At 69.6% G+C, this 16,392-nt stretch carries 16 protein-coding genes; 8 read left to right on the forward strand and 8 right to left on the reverse strand.

The annotated features are described in order from the left end of the window. Window positions 1-116: CoA transferase (locus H0B54_RS17345; RefSeq protein WP_188261363.1), on the reverse strand; the 116-nt coding region annotated here is incomplete at its 3' end. 120 nt (window positions 117-236) lie between these two features. Next, entirely contained in the window at window positions 237-467 is a 231-nt protein-coding gene (locus H0B54_RS17350; protein WP_211109426.1) for a hypothetical protein, read from the reverse strand. Window positions 468-861: 394 nt separating this feature from the next. Here H0B54_RS17350 and H0B54_RS17355 point away from each other — a divergent pair, with 394 nt between their 5' ends. Continuing rightward, window positions 862-1,515, forward strand: a complete 654-nt coding sequence (locus H0B54_RS17355) for an SGNH/GDSL hydrolase family protein (RefSeq protein WP_211109427.1) — start codon at window positions 862-864, stop codon at window positions 1,513-1,515. 442 nt (window positions 1,516-1,957) lie between these two features. On the opposite strand, the gene H0B54_RS17360 is transcribed toward H0B54_RS17355, so the two are convergent. Further along, window positions 1,958-4,912: a hybrid sensor histidine kinase/response regulator gene (locus H0B54_RS17360; RefSeq protein WP_246472575.1), complete on the reverse strand. Its 2,955-nt coding sequence runs from the start codon at window positions 4,910-4,912 to the stop codon at window positions 1,958-1,960. A 162-nt stretch (window positions 4,913-5,074) separates the two neighbouring features. Next, window positions 5,075-5,416, reverse strand: coding sequence for a hypothetical protein (locus H0B54_RS29515; RefSeq protein ID WP_211109428.1), 342 nt, complete (start codon window positions 5,414-5,416; stop codon window positions 5,075-5,077). On the opposite strand from H0B54_RS29515, the gene H0B54_RS17370 reads away from it, so the two are divergent. Together H0B54_RS17370 and H0B54_RS17375 are read left to right on the forward strand one after the other, a co-directional pair. Then, a complete protein-coding gene (locus tag H0B54_RS17370) occupies window positions 5,415-5,603 on the forward strand; it encodes a hypothetical protein (protein ID WP_188261366.1) in 189 nt (62 codons plus the stop codon). The two genes, H0B54_RS29515 and H0B54_RS17370, sit on opposite strands and share 2 nt — an antisense overlap. A 117-nt stretch (window positions 5,604-5,720) precedes the next feature. Next, window positions 5,721-6,203 carry a MarR family winged helix-turn-helix transcriptional regulator gene (locus H0B54_RS17375; RefSeq protein WP_188261367.1) on the forward strand — a complete coding sequence of 161 codons (483 nt, stop codon included), beginning with the start codon at window positions 5,721-5,723 and terminating at the stop codon, window positions 6,201-6,203. A gap of 319 nt (window positions 6,204-6,522) precedes the next feature. Here the strand turns inward: H0B54_RS17375 and H0B54_RS17380 are convergent, their stop codons facing one another. Next, window positions 6,523-6,888 (reverse strand): hypothetical protein, encoded by a 366-nt coding sequence (locus H0B54_RS17380; RefSeq protein ID WP_188261368.1) that lies wholly within the window; start codon window positions 6,886-6,888, stop codon window positions 6,523-6,525. Between the two features lie 119 nt (window positions 6,889-7,007). After that, a complete protein-coding gene (locus tag H0B54_RS17385; protein ID WP_188261369.1) occupies window positions 7,008-8,609 on the reverse strand; it encodes a L,D-transpeptidase family protein in 1,602 nt (533 codons plus the stop codon). A 351-nt stretch (window positions 8,610-8,960) separates the two neighbouring features. On the opposite strand from H0B54_RS17385, the gene H0B54_RS17390 reads away from it, so the two are divergent. Then, window positions 8,961-10,079 (forward strand): D-alanyl-D-alanine carboxypeptidase family protein, encoded by a 1,119-nt coding sequence (locus H0B54_RS17390; RefSeq protein WP_188261370.1) that lies wholly within the window; start codon window positions 8,961-8,963, stop codon window positions 10,077-10,079. Window positions 10,080-10,089: 10 nt separating this feature from the next. Here H0B54_RS17390 and H0B54_RS17395 read toward each other — a convergent pair whose 3' ends face one another. Next, a complete protein-coding gene (locus H0B54_RS17395) occupies window positions 10,090-10,398 on the reverse strand; it encodes a SelT/SelW/SelH family protein (protein ID WP_188261371.1) in 309 nt (102 codons plus the stop codon). Between the two features lie 245 nt (window positions 10,399-10,643). Between H0B54_RS17395 and H0B54_RS17400 the strand changes: the two genes are divergently transcribed. The 3 genes from H0B54_RS17400 to H0B54_RS17410 all read left to right on the forward strand — a co-directional run bounded on the left by H0B54_RS17400 (window position 10,644) and on the right by H0B54_RS17410 (window position 13,956). Next, window positions 10,644-11,060: a hypothetical protein gene (locus tag H0B54_RS17400; protein ID WP_188261372.1), complete on the forward strand. Its 417-nt coding sequence runs from the start codon at window positions 10,644-10,646 to the stop codon at window positions 11,058-11,060. A 137-nt stretch (window positions 11,061-11,197) separates the two neighbouring features. Continuing rightward, complete coding sequence (locus H0B54_RS17405) at window positions 11,198-12,226, forward strand: ABC transporter substrate-binding protein (RefSeq protein ID WP_094304887.1); 1,029 nt, start codon at window positions 11,198-11,200, stop codon at window positions 12,224-12,226. Between the two features lie 2 nt (window positions 12,227-12,228). Then, on the forward strand, window positions 12,229-13,956 hold the full coding sequence (locus H0B54_RS17410; protein WP_188261373.1) for an ABC transporter permease: 1,728 nt from the start codon (window positions 12,229-12,231) through the stop codon (window positions 13,954-13,956). Window positions 13,957-14,113: 157 nt separating this feature from the next. Here the strand turns inward: H0B54_RS17410 and H0B54_RS17415 are convergent, their stop codons facing one another. After that, window positions 14,114-15,196 (reverse strand): ABC transporter ATP-binding protein, encoded by a 1,083-nt coding sequence (locus tag H0B54_RS17415; RefSeq protein ID WP_188261374.1) that lies wholly within the window; start codon window positions 15,194-15,196, stop codon window positions 14,114-14,116. Between the two features lie 65 nt (window positions 15,197-15,261). Here H0B54_RS17415 and H0B54_RS17420 point away from each other — a divergent pair, with 65 nt between their 5' ends. Continuing rightward, window positions 15,262-16,386 (forward strand): MBL fold metallo-hydrolase, encoded by a 1,125-nt coding sequence (locus H0B54_RS17420; protein ID WP_246472576.1) that lies wholly within the window; start codon window positions 15,262-15,264, stop codon window positions 16,384-16,386. Window positions 16,387-16,392 lie beyond the last annotated feature (6 nt).

Here is a 16,392-nt window from a genome sequence, read left to right on the forward strand (position 1 = left end):
GGACGCTCGACCTTGATGACGTCGGCGCCGAACCACGCCAGAAGCTGGGTGCAGGTCGGACCCGACTGAACATGGGTAAAGTCCAGAACCCGCACGCCTTCGAGTGCCTTGCCCATGCAGTCTCTCCCTGTTGAGCCGCAGGCATACGGAGCCTGGCGGCGTGGCCAAACCGTTCGTCATTGAAGCGAGCAGGAGTGGAGGGCGCGGACGGTTGATCCCCGCGGGCTTCTGGGCGGCTATCGAAGCCAACCCTTTATTTCCAAAATCCGCTGATCACCTTTTTCCGTTCTCGCATATTGCTTGCCGCATTGTGTTGCATACTCCTGGACAAAACCCAGCCTGACCAATTCGCCGAGTACCGGCCTCACAATGGCCGGCTTCAAGCTTGCCGCCTTCGTGATGGTCAGCAGCGAGACTGGAGGTGTCGTGGCCTCGGGACCCGGCATGGCACGCAGCGTGTTCAGCATGGTCCAATTGACGGATGTCGGAGAGATCACACACGCCTCCCTTGGTGCGCTGGGGATCGCTGCCTTTCGCAGTCCGTGTTGCAATCGGCTCTGGCATGCCAGATCCAATGCGATCAGGCTAAAACCTCAAGCTCACTTGAGGTCAAGAAGAATTTTGGGGCAGCGAATCGGCCTGATCGGGCCTAAGGCGCATCCGGTCCCCGAGGCTCCAATTTCGGCGTTGGTGTGCATGTGGGATCGAGCCGAGTTCAGTCACTCTTGCGCAACGGCAAGCGCTTTCCTTCAGGCTCCCTGTCCGAGGCGCCGGTCACAGGACGATGGAGAGAACTCCGCTTTGAAATGGGAGGGAAAGCGGTTGTCCACTGTTGTGGCAATGGCACTGGGGAGAGCCTGCATGGTTTCATCCGCTTCGATGCCGCATATCGTCCTGCTGGGCGATTCGATCTTCGACAATTCCGCCTATGTGGAAGGCGGACCGGACGTGGCGGCACAGCTTCGCTTGCGTCTGCCGTCAGGCTGGCGCGCGACTCTCCGAGCGGAAGACGGTGCCGTGACCAGCAGCGTAGCGCGACAAGTCCAGCAATGTCCTCCTGACGCAACCCATCTCATCGTGAGCGTGGGCGGCAACGATGCGTTGCGCCACTCCGGACTCCTGGATGAGGGTGCGCGGTCGGTTGCCGCGGTGGTCAACAGGTTGGGCGAGGTACGGGAGCGGTTCCAAAACGACTATCGGGCGATGCTCGACGCCGTCTTGGCTTCGCGCTTGCCGACGGCCGTGTGCACGATCTACGACGCGCGCTACCCCGACCCGCTTCGGCAACGATTGGTCACTACCGGCCTGACCATCTTCAACGATGTCATCACCCGTGAAGCATTCGTACGGGGCTTGCCGCTGATCGACTTGCGCCTGATCTGCGACAAGGCAGAGGACTACGCAAATCCAATTGAGCCGTCCGTCCAAGGTGGTGTGAAAATCGCCGCCGCCATCGCCGCTCTGACCACCTCCCACCATTGGTCACAACGACGATCGACCGTTTTTGCGTCCTGACGGGGGCAACCGCCATCCATGCCGGGATCGACGTTACGGGCTCGAAGGCTCTGTTGCGGCGTTTGCGAATGAGCGGAGATCACGTGGAACGTCAGCCGGATCGGCGTCTGGGGTTGATGCGGTGATGCGCGGTGCAAGGAGCCCGTTCAAGGAACGGCACTTCACGGTCGCGGTGATCTTGTGGGCGGTGCGCCGGTGCCTGCGGTTCGCGATCCGCTACCGCGATCTCGAACGGATGCTGGCCGACCATCCTCGGCCAGACCGGCAACGCCGCCCCCTGGTTCGGCTGAGGCGCCTCGAGTCCATTGCATACCTTGGGGGAGGGTCAGTACAGCGCGCTCAGCCGGCAGCGAACTGGGGGCGCGATGATGTGGCGGGTCATGGTGGAGGTGACGGGCGAGGACGGCGCGAAGGACGTTCGCGCTCCCCGTTGCTGAGTCCATTACAGGGGAAGACGCTCCCCTTCCGCGGCGGTCAAGGCCCCCGCCGTCTTCGCCTGTTTCGCCATGGCGCGGTCCAGAACGCGCCGGAGCTGGCGCGGCGTCACCGGCTTGCGGACCACCTCCAGCCCGTGCGCGGCGGCGTCCGTCTCGCACTCCGGGCCGGCTTCCCCGGTCAGGATCATCGCGGGCACGTCCCATCCGGCCATGGCGCGGACGCGCACCACCGCTTCCGTCCCGACGCGCCCTTCACGCAGGCGGTAATCGACCAGCATCACGTCGGGCATGCGCCCGTCGGCTTCGATCTTCGCCACCGCCTCGTCGGTGGAACCGGCGATCCGTACCTCATAGCCCCATTCGCGGAACATGTCGCGCAACCCCAGCAGGACGATGGCGTCGTCGTCCACCAGCAGGGCGTGCGGAGCCTCGGCGCCGCCGGTGAAGGCGGAGGCGGTCATCGGCGGGGGAGGCGGCGCCGTCTCCACCGCGGCCAGCGGAACGGTGATGGCGAAGACGGAACCGCGATCCGGCTGGGATTTCACCTCCACGGGGTGGTCGAGGATCGTCGACAGCCGCTGCACGATGGCGAGGCCGAGGCCGAGGCCGCGCGCCCGGTCCCGTTCCGGGTTGTTGATCTGATGGAATTCCGCAAAGATCTGAGTCAACTGGTCGGGCGGAATACCGATCCCGGTGTCGCTGACCTCGATCCGCACCCGGCCGTCCTGCGTCTTGCCGTCCTGCGTCTTGCCGTCCTGCGTCTTGCCGCCCTGTGTCCGCACGGCGATCTGCACCGCCCCGCGTTCCGTGTATTTGACGGCGTTCTCCAGCAGGTTTCGCACCATGCGGCCCAGCAGCACGCGGTCGCTGAGCACCGTTGCCGCGCGGTCCTGCACGATGCGGAAGGCCAGCTTCTTGCTCTCGAGGATCGGCGCGTAGGAGGCGGCGATCTCATCGAGCAGGCTGTTCAGGGCGAAGGGCTCCAAACGCGGATCGACCGCCCCGGCGTCCAGCCGCGACACATCCAGCAGGCTGTCCAGCAGCCCCTTCAGCGTGTCCAGGCCGCGCTCCAGCATTTCCAGGCTGCGCTGTCCCCGCTCGTCTTTGATGAAGCGGTGCAGGATGCCGGTGAACAGGAACATGGACTGCATCGGCTGGCGCAGGTCGTGGCTGGCCGCGGCGAGAAACTTCGATTTGGCGCGGTTGGCCTCGTCGGCCTCCTCCTTGGCGCGTTGGAGCGCCAGCTCCATCGCCTTGCGCTCCCCAACGTCGCGCAAGGTGCAGATCGCCAGGGTCACCCGTCCATCGGAGGCGCGGACCGGGGTGGCGCTGACCGACAGGGTCATGGCAGTGCCGTCGGGCCGGGTGTAGGGCATGTCCTCCTGCTCCACCGTCTCGCCTTGCCGCAGGGCGCGGGACAGCGGGCAGCGCCCCTCGCCGAAGCAGGCGCCGCCGTCGCAGGCCCGTTTGTCGTCGCAGCCGCAGCCGACGTTGGGCGGCGGCGTGCCGCCCAGCAGGTGGAGCGCGGTGTCGTTGACCTTGACGATCCGCCCGGTCGGAGCCTCCGCCACCAGCAGCCCCGAGGGCAAATGGTCCAGAATGGCCGTCAGCAGGCTGCGCTCCGCCTCCAACTGCCGGGTCAGGAGCGTGCGTTCGTCCTCCAGGCGCCGGCGCTCCGTGGCGTCCCGGAAGTACAGGGCCAAGCCCTTGCGCGACGGGAAGGCGCGGACGGCGAACCAGACCCCGCTGCGTGGTCCCTGCGTCTCGAACTCCACCGCTTCGCGGTGCTCCATGGCCTGTTGCAGGGTCCGCCCGGACTCGCCGGCCATCAGTTCCGCGAAGGCTTGGCGCCCGTTCCGCCCCACGGCGTCTCCGGAATCGGGCAGGAGGGTCCGCGCCCGTTCGTTGATGAAGACGACGCGCCAGGACCGGTCGAGTTCGGCCACGGCGTCCGTCGTGCTTTCCAAGACCGACGCCTTCTCGACGACGGTCTCCAGCATCCGTTCGCGCACGCGCAAAAACTGCCGCATGCCCCAGGCGGCGCCCAGGCAGGTGAGCAGGAACACCCCGCCGAACAGCGCCAGCGAAGAGAGCATGGCGTCCTCGACCGGGCGCATCGCCGCGTCGCGGTCGATCCCGATGGCGATCATCGATTCGCGGGTGCCGGTGTCCAGGGGGGCGGAGACCACCATCCGTTCCGTTCCACCGGTGTCGAAGACGGCCACCGACCGTGTCCCCCGCGCCGCATGCATGGCCTGAAGCATGGCGGCGGGCAGAGGCTGCCCGATGGCCTCGGGGGCCTCCGGCAGGCGCGCCACCATGTGGCCCTGTCGGTCGGAGACCACCATCTCCATACCTGAAGGCAGGGGGCGGCGACCGAGATTCTCCTCCAGCCAGCGGGCGTCGAGAAGCACCGTCACCACGCCGCCGGGGGGTGCGCCCGGCGTGCCGTCCGCCGACGGGTAGGCCAGGCGGAAAGGCAGGATGGGGCGTTGGTTGGGATCGCGCAGCCCATACTCGCCCGTTGTCAGGGCACCGGTGGCCAGGGCGCTCTGGAAGGTGCGGATGCCGCCGAGATCGACGCCCAGCGAGACCGGGTCGGTCGCGCACCACACCCGGCCCTCCCGGTCGGCCACCTCCACCGACAGATAGGCGGGATAGCGGGCGCGCAGCCGGTCCATGGTCCGCTGGCAGTCCGGCGGTCCCGCCTGCGGCACGCCCGATTCGACGATCGTGGCCAGCACCTGCCGCGCCTCGGCGGCGATGCGCTGCTGCTCGGAGTCCAGCAGGTCGAGAAGGCGCAAGGTGTCGTTCCGCACCTCGTTCTCCCGATCCTGCCGCAGGCTGTGCTGCGTCATAAACTGGAGCGCCGCGAGCGGCACCACGGCGGCCACGATCAAGAGAAACAGACGCAGATAATGGGGCATCGCCAAGGAAATCTGATGAAGGAGAACGGCCATCCTCGCACTCGGGTGGGTCGAACCGTCACGGGTGCAGCCGGAACAGGGCCATCGGCGGTGGATGTTCTTCAAACTCCACAAGGCGTTCATGCCACATGGGAGCGGAGATGCAACGATTAACGGACCGGATAACTCTATTTTGCTTCGGCGCCGGGGCGCTCCTCAGCGGCGTCCCATAAAAAAGCCGGCCAGAGCGCAGCACAGGGCGGTCACGATGACGCGCAAGGGCGTCGGATCATAGGAGACCACCGCCACCAGAAAGGCGAGGGCCGTCACCACCATCAACGCACCGGTCGTGCCCATGCGCACCGCCTCTCCCAAAGCCATCCGCTCCGGCAAACAGCCGTACGCGCGATGCGTCGCGGCGGCGGTGCACGTAACCGTTCCGAGCAGTCCAGGGTCCCGTTCGCAACGAAGAATTTTCATGGCGCCGCTCGCACTCCCGTAATATTTCTCGATTGTAATCGGAGCCCCCGCCACCGTCTTTCCGCGCGAGCCGACCATGCCGTGGAGCCGCAACCCCTCCTACCAAGCCATCATCCTGCTGCGCCGGCACAGCCGGGAGTGCCGCGGGCTGGAAACGCGCGAGTATCTGGTCGCCGTGGAACGCCGGATGGTCCAACTCATCGATTTGGAGCGGCGAGAGGTCCGCGGCGACACCATGCCAGCGATCCGTCGGGCTGCGGAGTGACCTCGACTTTTGTCATATTTCAAAACGGTAACGTCGCAAGCCGCTCCTGAAACACAACCGACACAGATCGGTGTTAAAGGCCAAAGTGTCGTTCATTGACACGAGGCCGCCGCGTTCATGGCTCTCCCGACCGAAATGGCCGGCAACGAGACTGCCGACGGCAGGGAGGGTTGCGACGTCGCCCTTTGCACCGTCCCCGCCGAGTCCATCCACAGCCGCATCCGCCGCGTCCACCAGCGCGCCACCGCGATGCTGAGCGACGCGCTGACCGGCTTCAACCTGACGGCGCCACAATGGGCGGCGCTGGCGGCGCTGCACCAGCATGGGCCGATGTCGCAGATCGACCTGGGGCGCAGCATCGCGATGGACCCCGCCACCATGCAGGGGGTGGTGGTGCGGCTGATCGACCGCGGCTATCTCCTGCGCAGCCCCGACAGCCTGGACCGTCGCCGCAACCTCGTCAGACTGGCCGACAGCGGGCGCCGGGTGGTCGAGACGGCGGGGCCGGCCATCGCGCGGGCGGAGGCCGAACTGACCGGGCGCCTTTCGGCGGATGAACGGAGCCGGCTGGCGGAACTGCTGGGCCGCCTCTGCGGGTGAGCCCCGGCGTTGCGGCTGAAACCGTGGGCTGGGTCAATGGTCCGGGCTAGCCCAAGTTATGCACATTAACCTGAACGGCGTCCTTGACTCTCCGAATGTTGCTTTTTTGTTTTTCCAAACTCGCCGGAGGCCGGCGAAGACCGCAAAAGACGAGCAAATCCGCCACTTCAGTCGTGCCTGAATTTTAGGCAATTCGGTCGGGGCCGCGGATTCACGGCCATGCTCACAGGTTGCCCCCGGATTCGCTCACAGAGTTACCCACAGCTTCTGGGGATATCCCGATATTGCGGGTAGAGTTGCCCGCCCGCATCCCGTCCCGTCAGCCGATCACTCGCCATTGCCCGTCCGGGTCCAGGCACGCGGTTCCGACCAGCGTCACGGGGCGTCCGCCGACGACGCCGGGCATCTGGAAATCGCGGCAGTAGCGCCCACCGGGGCCGAGATAGGTGGGGGAGGTCCGGGTGGCCAACGGGGCCGCCGGCGCCGGCTGGGGGACCGGCACATAGACCACGGGGGGCGGCGGAACGTAGACGGGTGGCGGAAAGCCGAAGGCCAGCGGCAGGGTGATGCTGAAACCGAAGAAGTTGCCCCCGTGCCAGCCGCCGGCGAACACCGGGGCCGGCATCATCAGAAGGGCGGGCAGGAGCAGGGCGCACAGCCGCGCAGAAGCCGGGAAGGGGATCATGGCGCACCTCCGCCGCGGCGCGGGACGGGGCGCCGCCGTAAGAAAGATGGGTACGAAAAAGGCGCCGTCGAGACGGCGCCTTTTCTACGTTTCCCGGAGCATGGTCCTGCGCGACGGCGTCACATCGCCGTGCGGACGGCCTCGGCACCGTTGCGCGTGTCGGCGGCGCGGGCCGGGGTGGCCGTGGACGAGGACTGGGCGGGCGCCGGAGCCGGCTGCGGAGCGGCGGCCGGGGTCGGGCGGACGGGCTTCGGCTCCACCCGGCGCGGGGCCGAGACGGTTCCCGCGGCGGCGGGCGCCTGGGTGGCCGACGGAGCGGACGGGCTGGTCGGCACGTCGTCGTAGATGCCCGGATGCACCCGCACGGTGCCATCCGTCTCCACCGTCGAGGTCCAGTAGACGAAGCGGACCGGCACGGCGTTGGGCAGGGACACCGTCTTGGTCTTGCCGCTGTCCAGCTGCCGCTCGATCGCCGCGGAATCGAGCTTGGCGGGGCGCAGCAGCGTCTCCGCCACCATCCGCGCGTCGGCCAGCCGCACGCAGCCGGAGCTGGCGGCGCGGAGGTCACGCTCGAACAGCCGCGGATCGTTGGTGCCGTGCAGGAAGATGCCGTCGCCGTTGGTCAGGTTGAAGCGGAAGCGGCCGAGGGCGTTGTCGTCGCCCGGCTTCTGGACGATGCGGATGCGCTCTGGCGTCACCTGCCACCAGTTGATGCTCTCCGGCACCACCTCGACCCCATCCAGATAGACGACGGCGTCCTTGATGCCGGTGTTGCCCTTCTTGCGCAGCACCGGCAGCTTGTCCTCGACCAGAACGGTCGGCGGCACAGTCCAGGTGGGGTTGATCGTCACGCTGGTGACGCGGTCCTGGAGCAGCGGGGTCTGGCGCGACGGGCGGCCAACCACGGCGCGCATGGTGAAGTTCAGCTTGCCGCGCTCGATGTAGGACACGGTCTGGCTGGGCAGGTTGACCAGGATCACCGTGTCCGGAACCGACGCCTGGAAGGCGCGCATCGACGCGGTGGCGCCGCGCATCAGCTTGGCGGCCTCCTTGGGCGTGCGGTCGAGCGCCTGGCGCGTGACCTCGCCGACCTTGCCGTCCTGCATCAGCCCTTCGGAAAGCTGGAAGGCGCGGACGGCCAACTCAAGATTGTCGTCGAACGTTTCCGTCCACTGCTCCTGGTTCAGGAAACCCAGCTCGATCAGCCGGGTGGACAGGCGGCCGACGCGGTCGGCGCTGCGCGCCCGCACCTGGATGGTCAGGGCCGGAGGCGGGGGCAGCACCTCCACCACCGTGCCGGGCGTCGCCGATCCGCTGAGCGCGTTGCCGGGCGTCGCGGATGGATCGGCCTGCGGGATCGGTTCGGCGGGCGGGGTCACGACGACCGTCGGAACCGCCCCGGCGGCCGGGGCCGTGCCCTCCGGCACGTCGGACGGGCGCACGGGGCCGGGCGCCACCACGTCCACCATGCCGCCGTCACCCTTCTTCAGGACGGAGCCATAGCCCACGCGCGTTTGCTGCACGCGGGGCATGGTTTCCAGTTCAGCGGCGCGCTGGTCGATCCGCGCGATCCAGGTTCCCACGACATCCCGGCCCGTGGAGGTGCCCGAAGCGGTGGACGGCGCGGCCTGCGCGGGCAGGGCGAGCAGCCCGGCGAGGAGGCAGGCCGCCACCCTCGCTCCGAGGGCGGGCCGAGCGCAGGTGCGAATGGTCGTCAGCATAATCGAAGCATCCCACGCGGCGATGAACAGACGGCTAACGAAAGGCTCTGTCCATACGTGAGGTCGCACGGACGACACGCGGGAACCAGCGCCCTTTCGGCATAAGACATCTGACGCCCACGGCGGCGCGGCACAAGTGACATCGCGCCGGATGATGCTTCTGTGCCACAATGTGCACAGCAGAGTTGCCGCTGCGACACAGGCAATGGCGAAGCCGTGTGTGATCGAATGGTAAATGGCGCCGCTCGCGCTGGGACCGCAAAATCACACAAGGCGCCAGAGATTCGACACATTTTTTGTTAACCGCTTTCAGGGTACAGGAGGCGACCATCTCTCCATCCGGTCGCCATCATGCCGCGTTCGCCGTACGGTTTCGTCCTGCCGCTGCTTCTGTCCCTGGCCATCGCCACGCCCGTCGCCTTCACCCCTGCGGACGCCCTCGCCAAGGCGGCCCAGGAGACGGTGCGCAAGCAAGCGCCCAAGCCCACCACCAAGACGGCCGCCAAGACAGCGCCCCAGAAGGCCGCGGCGAAGCCCGTCGCCGTTCGGACCGTGCACAAGGCAGCCGTCCACAAATCGGCCACCCAGAAGGCCGCCGTCCGCAAGGCCGCCGTCCACCGCACGGGCAAGGCGCGCCGCGCGGGACGCGTCGCCGCCGGGGCTGCCGCCGGCACCGTGGCGGGCGCCGCCGTCTTCCGCCCGGTCCACGCCTATGTGCTGATGGACGCGCAGTCAGGCCGGGTCCTCGATTCGGAAAACGCGGACACGCTGACCTACCCGGCGTCGCTGACCAAGATGATGACCCTGCTCCTGACCTTCGAGGCGCTGGAGCGGGGCACGCTGCGTCTGGACCAGGAACTGCCGGTGTCGCGCCACGCCACCAACCAGAAGCCGTCGCGCCTGAACCTCGCCGTGGGCTCGACCATCCGGGTGGAGGACGCGATTCTCGCCCTGACGGTGAAGTCGGCCAACGACGTAGCCGTCGTGCTGGCGGAGGCGCTGGGCGGCAGCGAGGAGCAGTTCGCCGAGATGATGACCGCGAAAGCGCAGGCGCTGGGCATGACCAGCACCACCTTCCGCAACGCCTCGGGCCTGCCGCACAAGGAGCAGCGCACCACCGCCCGCGACATGGCCCGCCTGTCGCGCGCCATCGTGTCCCGTCCGGCGCGGGAATACGCCTATTTCTCGCGCACGCGCTTCGACTGGAACGGGACCGTGGTGCCCGGCCACAACCGGCTGCTCGGCCGGGTGGAAGGTTACGACGGCATCAAGACAGGCTTCATCAACCTCAGCGGCTTCAACCTCGCCGGCAGCGCCAGCCGCAACGGCCAGCGTCTGGTCGCCGTCGTCCTGGGCGGCACCACCGCCGCCTCCCGCGACCGTGAGGTCGCCGAACTGCTGGAGCAGGGCTTCGGCTCCGCGCCGCCGAAGCAGACGGTGGCCGTCACCGACGTGAAGGCCGTCCGCTAGGCGTTTCCTCTCACGGGTCCGCCGGCCGCTTGCGGTCGGCGTGGCCCAGAGGCTTGTCCGGGGCGATGTGGTCGCGCACCCGCTGCTTCAGTTCGGTGATGTCGGGGAAGCGGCCCTCCTCCTTGCGCGACCAGATCACCGCCGCGCCGCGCCGGACCTCGAAGATGCCCCCCGTGCCGGGCATCAGGGTGACGCCGCCCAGTTCGTCCTCGAAGGTGGTCAGGAGTTCCTGCGCCATCCAGGCGGCGCGCAGCATCCAGCGGCACTGGCGGCAATACTCGATCTGAAGGATGGGCCGGGCGGGGGCGTCGCTGGTCACGGTCCTTGCTCCTGTCGCTTGGGCTATCGCCCGTAAGGGTGCTGCCGAGCGGCCTGTCTTCCAAGCCCTTCGTGCGACTACGTTCGAAGAAGGGGCACCCTGGCCTCCCCACACTGCGGTATTGCCAAAGACGTTTTGCTTCCTGGGCCCTCTCGCGCTTTGCTGGAGTCGGAGCAACGAGGTGGAGCATGCCGGTACACACCGCGAAGCGCTTGTGGCGTCAGGAGACGGGATGCGGATTCTGCATGCGGTCGGAAACCGGTGCCCTGTGGTGCCGCGGCTTGTGCCGCGACATCTCCCTGGCTGAACTGGTCCACCGCGTGCACGCGGTCCGCGACAACGCCATGCGGTTGGAGGTCTCCACCCTGCTGGTGACGAAGCCGACCCCCCTGCACGCCGTACCGGGCGACGAGAACGCGCCCGCCGCCCGCGCCGCCCAACTCCGCGGCGCTGCGGTGGACAGCATGGTCCGCAGCCTGCACCGCCTGCGCAAGAGCGCCAACGCCGTGGCGCGCTCCGCCGACCGGCTGGAGGCCACCCGCAACGCGCTGGCCGTCGGCAAGGACGACCCCGCCTCCTGCGCCGCCTCTCCATGCGCCGCGCATCCCCATACGCCGCCCCATTCCTCGCCTCTTTCCCTGCGCCGTCCCAATCGGGTATGACGCTGAAGACCGTCTGGAACGGTCGCCGTCACGCGGCTGTCATGGTTCTGGCGTAAACAAGGGCCTTCGTCCGCATACCGGGGCACTCCAGTGGGGCTCCGGACCGGCGGAGACGACCAGAGAGGGAAACGGGAGACATGAAGGCCAAGCGCACACACCTCGCCGCGGCGCTCGCCGCCATCGGAACGACCATCGCCGCCGCCGCGAGCGCGCTTCTGCTGGCCTTGCCCGCCCAGGCCGCCGCGGACAAGCCGGCCGGCAAGCTGGTGCTCTACACCTCGCAGCTCGAAGCCGACGCGAAGCAGACGGTGGATGCCTTCAAGGCGAAGAACCCCGGCGTCGAGGTCGAGTGGGTCCGCAGCGGCACGACCGAGCTGATGAACAAGCTCCGCGCCGAAATCGCCGCGGGCAGCCCGCAGGCCGATCTGCTGCTGATCGCCGACGCCGTGACCATGGAGTCGCTGAAGGCGGAGAAGCGCCTGCTGGCCTACAAGGACGCGCCGGTCCAGGGCTACCGCCCCGGCACGCACGATCCGGACGGCACGTGGTTCGCCACCAAGCTGATCACCACCGGCATCGCCTACAACACGGCGGCGCCGATGAAGCCCTCCTCCTGGCTCGACCTGCTGAAGCCGGAGGCCAAGGGCACCACCGTGATGCCCAGCCCCCTCTATTCCGGCGCCGCCGCCATCCACATGGCCGCCGTGAAGGAACAGCCGGATCTCGGCATGGCCTTCTACGAGAAGCTCCAGGCCAACGGGGCCACCGCGGCCAAGGGCAACGGCGGCATCCTGAAGTCGGTGGCCAGCGGCGAGAAGCTGTACGGCGTCATCGTCGACTATCTGCCGATCCGCGAGCAGGCCAAGGGCGCCCCCGTCGCCTTCGTCTTCCCCAAGGAGGGCGTCAGCGCGGTGACCGAGCCGGTCGCCATCCTGAACACCACCAAGAATCCCGACGCCGCCAAGGCTTTCATCGCCTTCCTGCTCAGCAAGGAGGGTCAGGAGCTGGCCTCCCGCCAGGGCTTCCTGCCGGCGCTGCCGGGGGTGGCACCGCCGGCCGGTTTCCCGGACACCTCCTTCATCTCGCTGATGCCCTATGACCCGGCCAAGGCGCTGAAGGACGACGAGGCCAACAAGAAGGACTTCGCCGACCTGTTCGGCGGCTAAGGATGAGTCTCGCTGCTTTTGGCGACCGGCGGCCCTTCCGCGCCGCCGGTCGTTTTTCCGTTTCCGGGGCGCCGCTGCTCTTCGCGCTGGCCGGGCTGATCGTCCTGCTGCCGATCCTGCGGCTGGTGTGGGAGGTCGCCGGGCCGATGGCGGCGGGCGACCTGACGGCGCTGACCCGCGTCCTGAATTCCCCCATGACGTGGCGCGCCACCGGCAACAGCGTCGCCATCGCGGCCGGGGCCACGGTCGTGGCGGCGGCGCTCGGCGTGCCCTTCGCGCTGCTCTGCGGCATGACCGACCTCAGGGGCAAGACGGCGCTGGCCTTCTGCCTGATTCTGCCTTTGATGATTCCGCCGCAGATCGTCGCGCTGTCCTGGATTCACCTCGCCGGGTCGGGCAGCCCGCTGTTGAAGCCGCTGGGCCTCGCCCCGGTGCCGGGCACGCCGAATCCGGTCTATTCCTCCGCCGGGATGATCCTGGTGATGGGAATCGAGCACGCGCCGCTGGTCTTCCTGGCGCTGCGCGCCGCTCTGCGCGCCGTGCCGCGCGACTTGGTGGAGGCGGCGCAGGCCGCGGGCGCCCGGCGCGGGCGGGTGCTGCGCACCATCGTCCTGCCACTCAGCCTGCCGGGTCTGGCCGCCGGGCTGGCCCTGTCCTTCGTCGCGGCACTGGGCAATTTCGGGGTTCCGGCGCTGCTCGGCATCCCGGCGGGCATTCCGGTGCTGCCGACGCTGATCTACCGGCGGCTGGCCGGGTTCGGCCCGTCCGTCCTGCCGGAGGTGGCGGTGCTGGCCGTGCTGATCGGCGCCATCGCCTGCGTCGGCATCGCCGCGCAGATGGCGCTCCAAGCGCGGGTGGACGCGCGGGTGATCGGCGGTTCGGCGCCCGCGGCGGTGCTGCGGCTGGGCCGGGCGCGGCGCCCGCTGGAATTCCTCTGCTGGACCGTGGTGGCGCTGATCCTGGCGGCACCGCTGGCGGCGCTGGCCTCGACCAGCCTGATCCGCGTCTACGGCCTGCCGCTGGGGCCGGAGACGGCGACGCTGGCGCATTACGCCACCGTGCTGGGGCTCGATCAGGTGGGGCGGGCCTTCACCAACTCCTTCGTCCTGTCGGGGGTGGCGGCGCTGCTGCTGGTCCTGCTGGCGATCCCGCTGGCCCACGCCATGGCCGGGCCGGGAAAGGGCGGGCGGCTGGTCCGCGCCATCGGCGTGCTGATCGAGCTGCCGCACGCGGTGCCCGGCGTGGTTCTGGCCATCGGCTGCATCCTGGTCTTCCTGAAGCCGCTGCCGCTGCTGGGCGTCAGCCTCTACGGCACGCTGGGGATCATCCTGGCGGCCTATCTGGCGCGCTTCCTGTCGCTGGCCCTGCGCCCGGCCCAGGCCGCCTGCGCCGCGCTGGACCCGGCGATGGAGGAGGCGGCGCGCGCCTGCGGCGCCGGGCCGCTGCGCCGCCTGCGCACCATCGTGGCGCCGCTGGTGGCGCCCGCGGCGGCGGCGGGCGGGGTGCTGGTGTTCCTGACCGCCTTCAACGAGCTGACCGTGTCGATCCTGCTGTGGTCGCAGGGCCGGGAGACGCTGGGCGTCGTCGTCTACGCGCTGGAGGAGGGCGGCAGCCCGACGCTCGCCGCCGCGCTGAGCGTGGTGACCATCACGGTGGTGGTGGCGGTGCTGCTGGCGGTCGGCTGGCTGGGGCGGCGGTTGCCGGCGGGGATCATTCCCTGGCGGGGGTGAGACGCTCTTGAGACGGGCCCCCACCCAACCCTCCCCCGCTCCGCAGGGGAGGGCTTTTCTCCTTCCCCTGCGAAGCTCTCGCGCAAACCAGAGGTTTGCGCTGACGCGGCAGGCGGACCTTCGGTCCGCCAAGAGCGGGGGGCTTTAGGCCACCACCTCACGCCCCCTCCGGCACCACCCATCCGTCGCGCACCGCGAGGCTCAGCGCCTCGCCCGGCGCGACCTGCGCGTCGCCGGACACCCGCAGCAACAGGCGCACGCCCGGCGCCGCCTGCGGTTCGGCTTCCACCAGCACGAATCCGCCTTTGTAGGCGGCGCGCACCACCGTCGCGGCGACGGGACCGTCCGCCGCCGGCTCCAGATCCTCGGGCCGCAGGCAGACCAGCGCCGGCCCCTGCGACTGGCCGGGGCGGCAGCGGACCAGCGCCTCCGCTCCGAACAGGCGCACCCGCGCGCGGCCGTCCGCAACCGGACCCGTCACAACGCCGTCCACCACCGCGCCCTGGCCGACGAAGCCGGCGACCATGCGGGTCGCCGGTTCCCGGTAGAGCGTGCGGGGGGCCGCCACCTGGGCCAGCCGCCCGCGGTCGAGCACCGCGATGCGCGTCGCCAGAGCCATGGCCTCCGCCTGATCGTGGGTGACGTAGACCATGGTGGCGCCGGTCTTGGCGTGGAAGTCGGCGAACTCCTCTTCCATCGCCGCGCGCAGATGCACGTCGAGGTTGGCGAGCGGCTCGTCCAGCAGCACCAGCTCCGGGCTCATCACGAGGCAGCGGGCCAGCGCGACGCGCTGCCGCTGGCCGCCCGACAGCTCGGCGGGGTGGCGCGCGTCAAAGCCCGACAGCCCCACCGTGTCGAGCGCGGCGCGCACCCGCTGCTCCCGCTCCGCGCGGGGCACGCGGGCGGTTTCCAGCGGGTAGGCGACGTTGCCGGCCACCGTCATGTGCGGCCACAGCGCGTAGGACTGGAAGACGAGGCCGATCCGCCGCTCCTCCGGCGGGACGTGGGTGCCGGGGCCGGACAGGGTGCGCCCGCCGACCGTGATGCGCCCGCCGTCCAGCCGCTCGAAGCCGGCGACCATGCGCAGCAGCGTGCTTTTCCCGCAGCCCGACGGGCCGAGCAGGGCGAGGAACTCCCCCGCCGCCACGTCGATGGTCACGCCGTCCACCGCGGGGGCGGGGGTCCCGGCATAGTGACGGGAGGCGGCGTCGATCAGCAGGGCGGGCGTCTGGATGGTCATGGTGCCGGAAGTTGCGCTATTCAGGAACGTGGCGAGGGATAGGCACAGTGCGGAACGGGGGCGTGATGTCAAGTGACGCTGCTATGACGGGGGCGATGAGGGGGCGTGGGAGCAAGGTCCGGCTGCGCGCCCTGTCGGGTCTGGGGAACAAGGGGCCGGCCTGCTTCCTGGCGATGATCGGCGGGGTGCGGCTGCTGCTCGACCTCGGCGAGGGGCCGGACGCCGGGCGCCTGCCGCCGTTGAGCGGGGCGGGGCGAGTGGACGCCATCCTGGTCACCCACACCCACGGTGACCATGCCGGCGCCCTGGGCCTGCGCCACCGGCTCGGCAGCCCTCCGGTCTACGCCACGCCGCTCGCCGCCCGCCTCCTGCCGCCGACCATCGCGGCGCAACCCTTGCCGGTCCGTGGAACGGTGGAGATCCAAGGCGTGCCGGTGACCACCGGGCGGTCCGGCCACGCGCCGGGCGGGGTGTGGATCCACCTGGGCACGGAGGACGGCGGGATTCTCTACATGGGCGACCATTCCGACGAATCGGCCCTGTTCCCCTTCGACCCGCCGCCGCCGGCGCGGCGGGTGATCCTCGACGCCTCCTACGGGCTGGATGACACCCCGCAATCGGAGCGGCTGGCCGCGCTGGAGCCCTTCCTGCACGCGGGCGGCGCGCTGTTCCCGGTGGCGGCGGACGGGCGCGGGCCGGAAATGGCCCTGTGGGCGCTGGACCATGGCGTCGTCCCGGCCATCGACGACGCCCACCGCACCGCCATCGCCCATCTGCTGGCGGAGGCCGACACCGCCCTGCGGCCCGGCACGGATGAGCGCCTGCGCCGGCTGCTCGACCGCGCCAAGGCGCCGGGCGACCCGCGCGACATCACCTTCGCCGCCGGTCCCAACGCGACCAGCGGCACAGCCGCCGAGCTGGTGGAGCACTGGGCCGGTCCGGGCGGGCCGGACATCGTCTTCACCGGCTACCTCGCGGCGGGCACGCCGTCGCGGACGCTGGTCGACGCCGGCCGCGCGCGGTACCTGCGCTGGAACGTCCACCCCACGCTGCGCCAGTTGACGGCACTGGTGGCCGCGACCGGGGCGGAGCTGGTGCTGCCCGCCTTCGGCGACATTCGGCACCGGGAGGGCTGGCGGACCGCCTTCGCCCCGGCGATCCTGGAGGGGCTGGACGGTCCGGAGGACTGAGCGCGA

The sequence above is a fragment of the Azospirillum tabaci genome (genome assembly GCF_014596085.1).
Classification (GTDB): domain Bacteria; phylum Pseudomonadota; class Alphaproteobacteria; order Azospirillales; family Azospirillaceae; genus Azospirillum; species Azospirillum tabaci.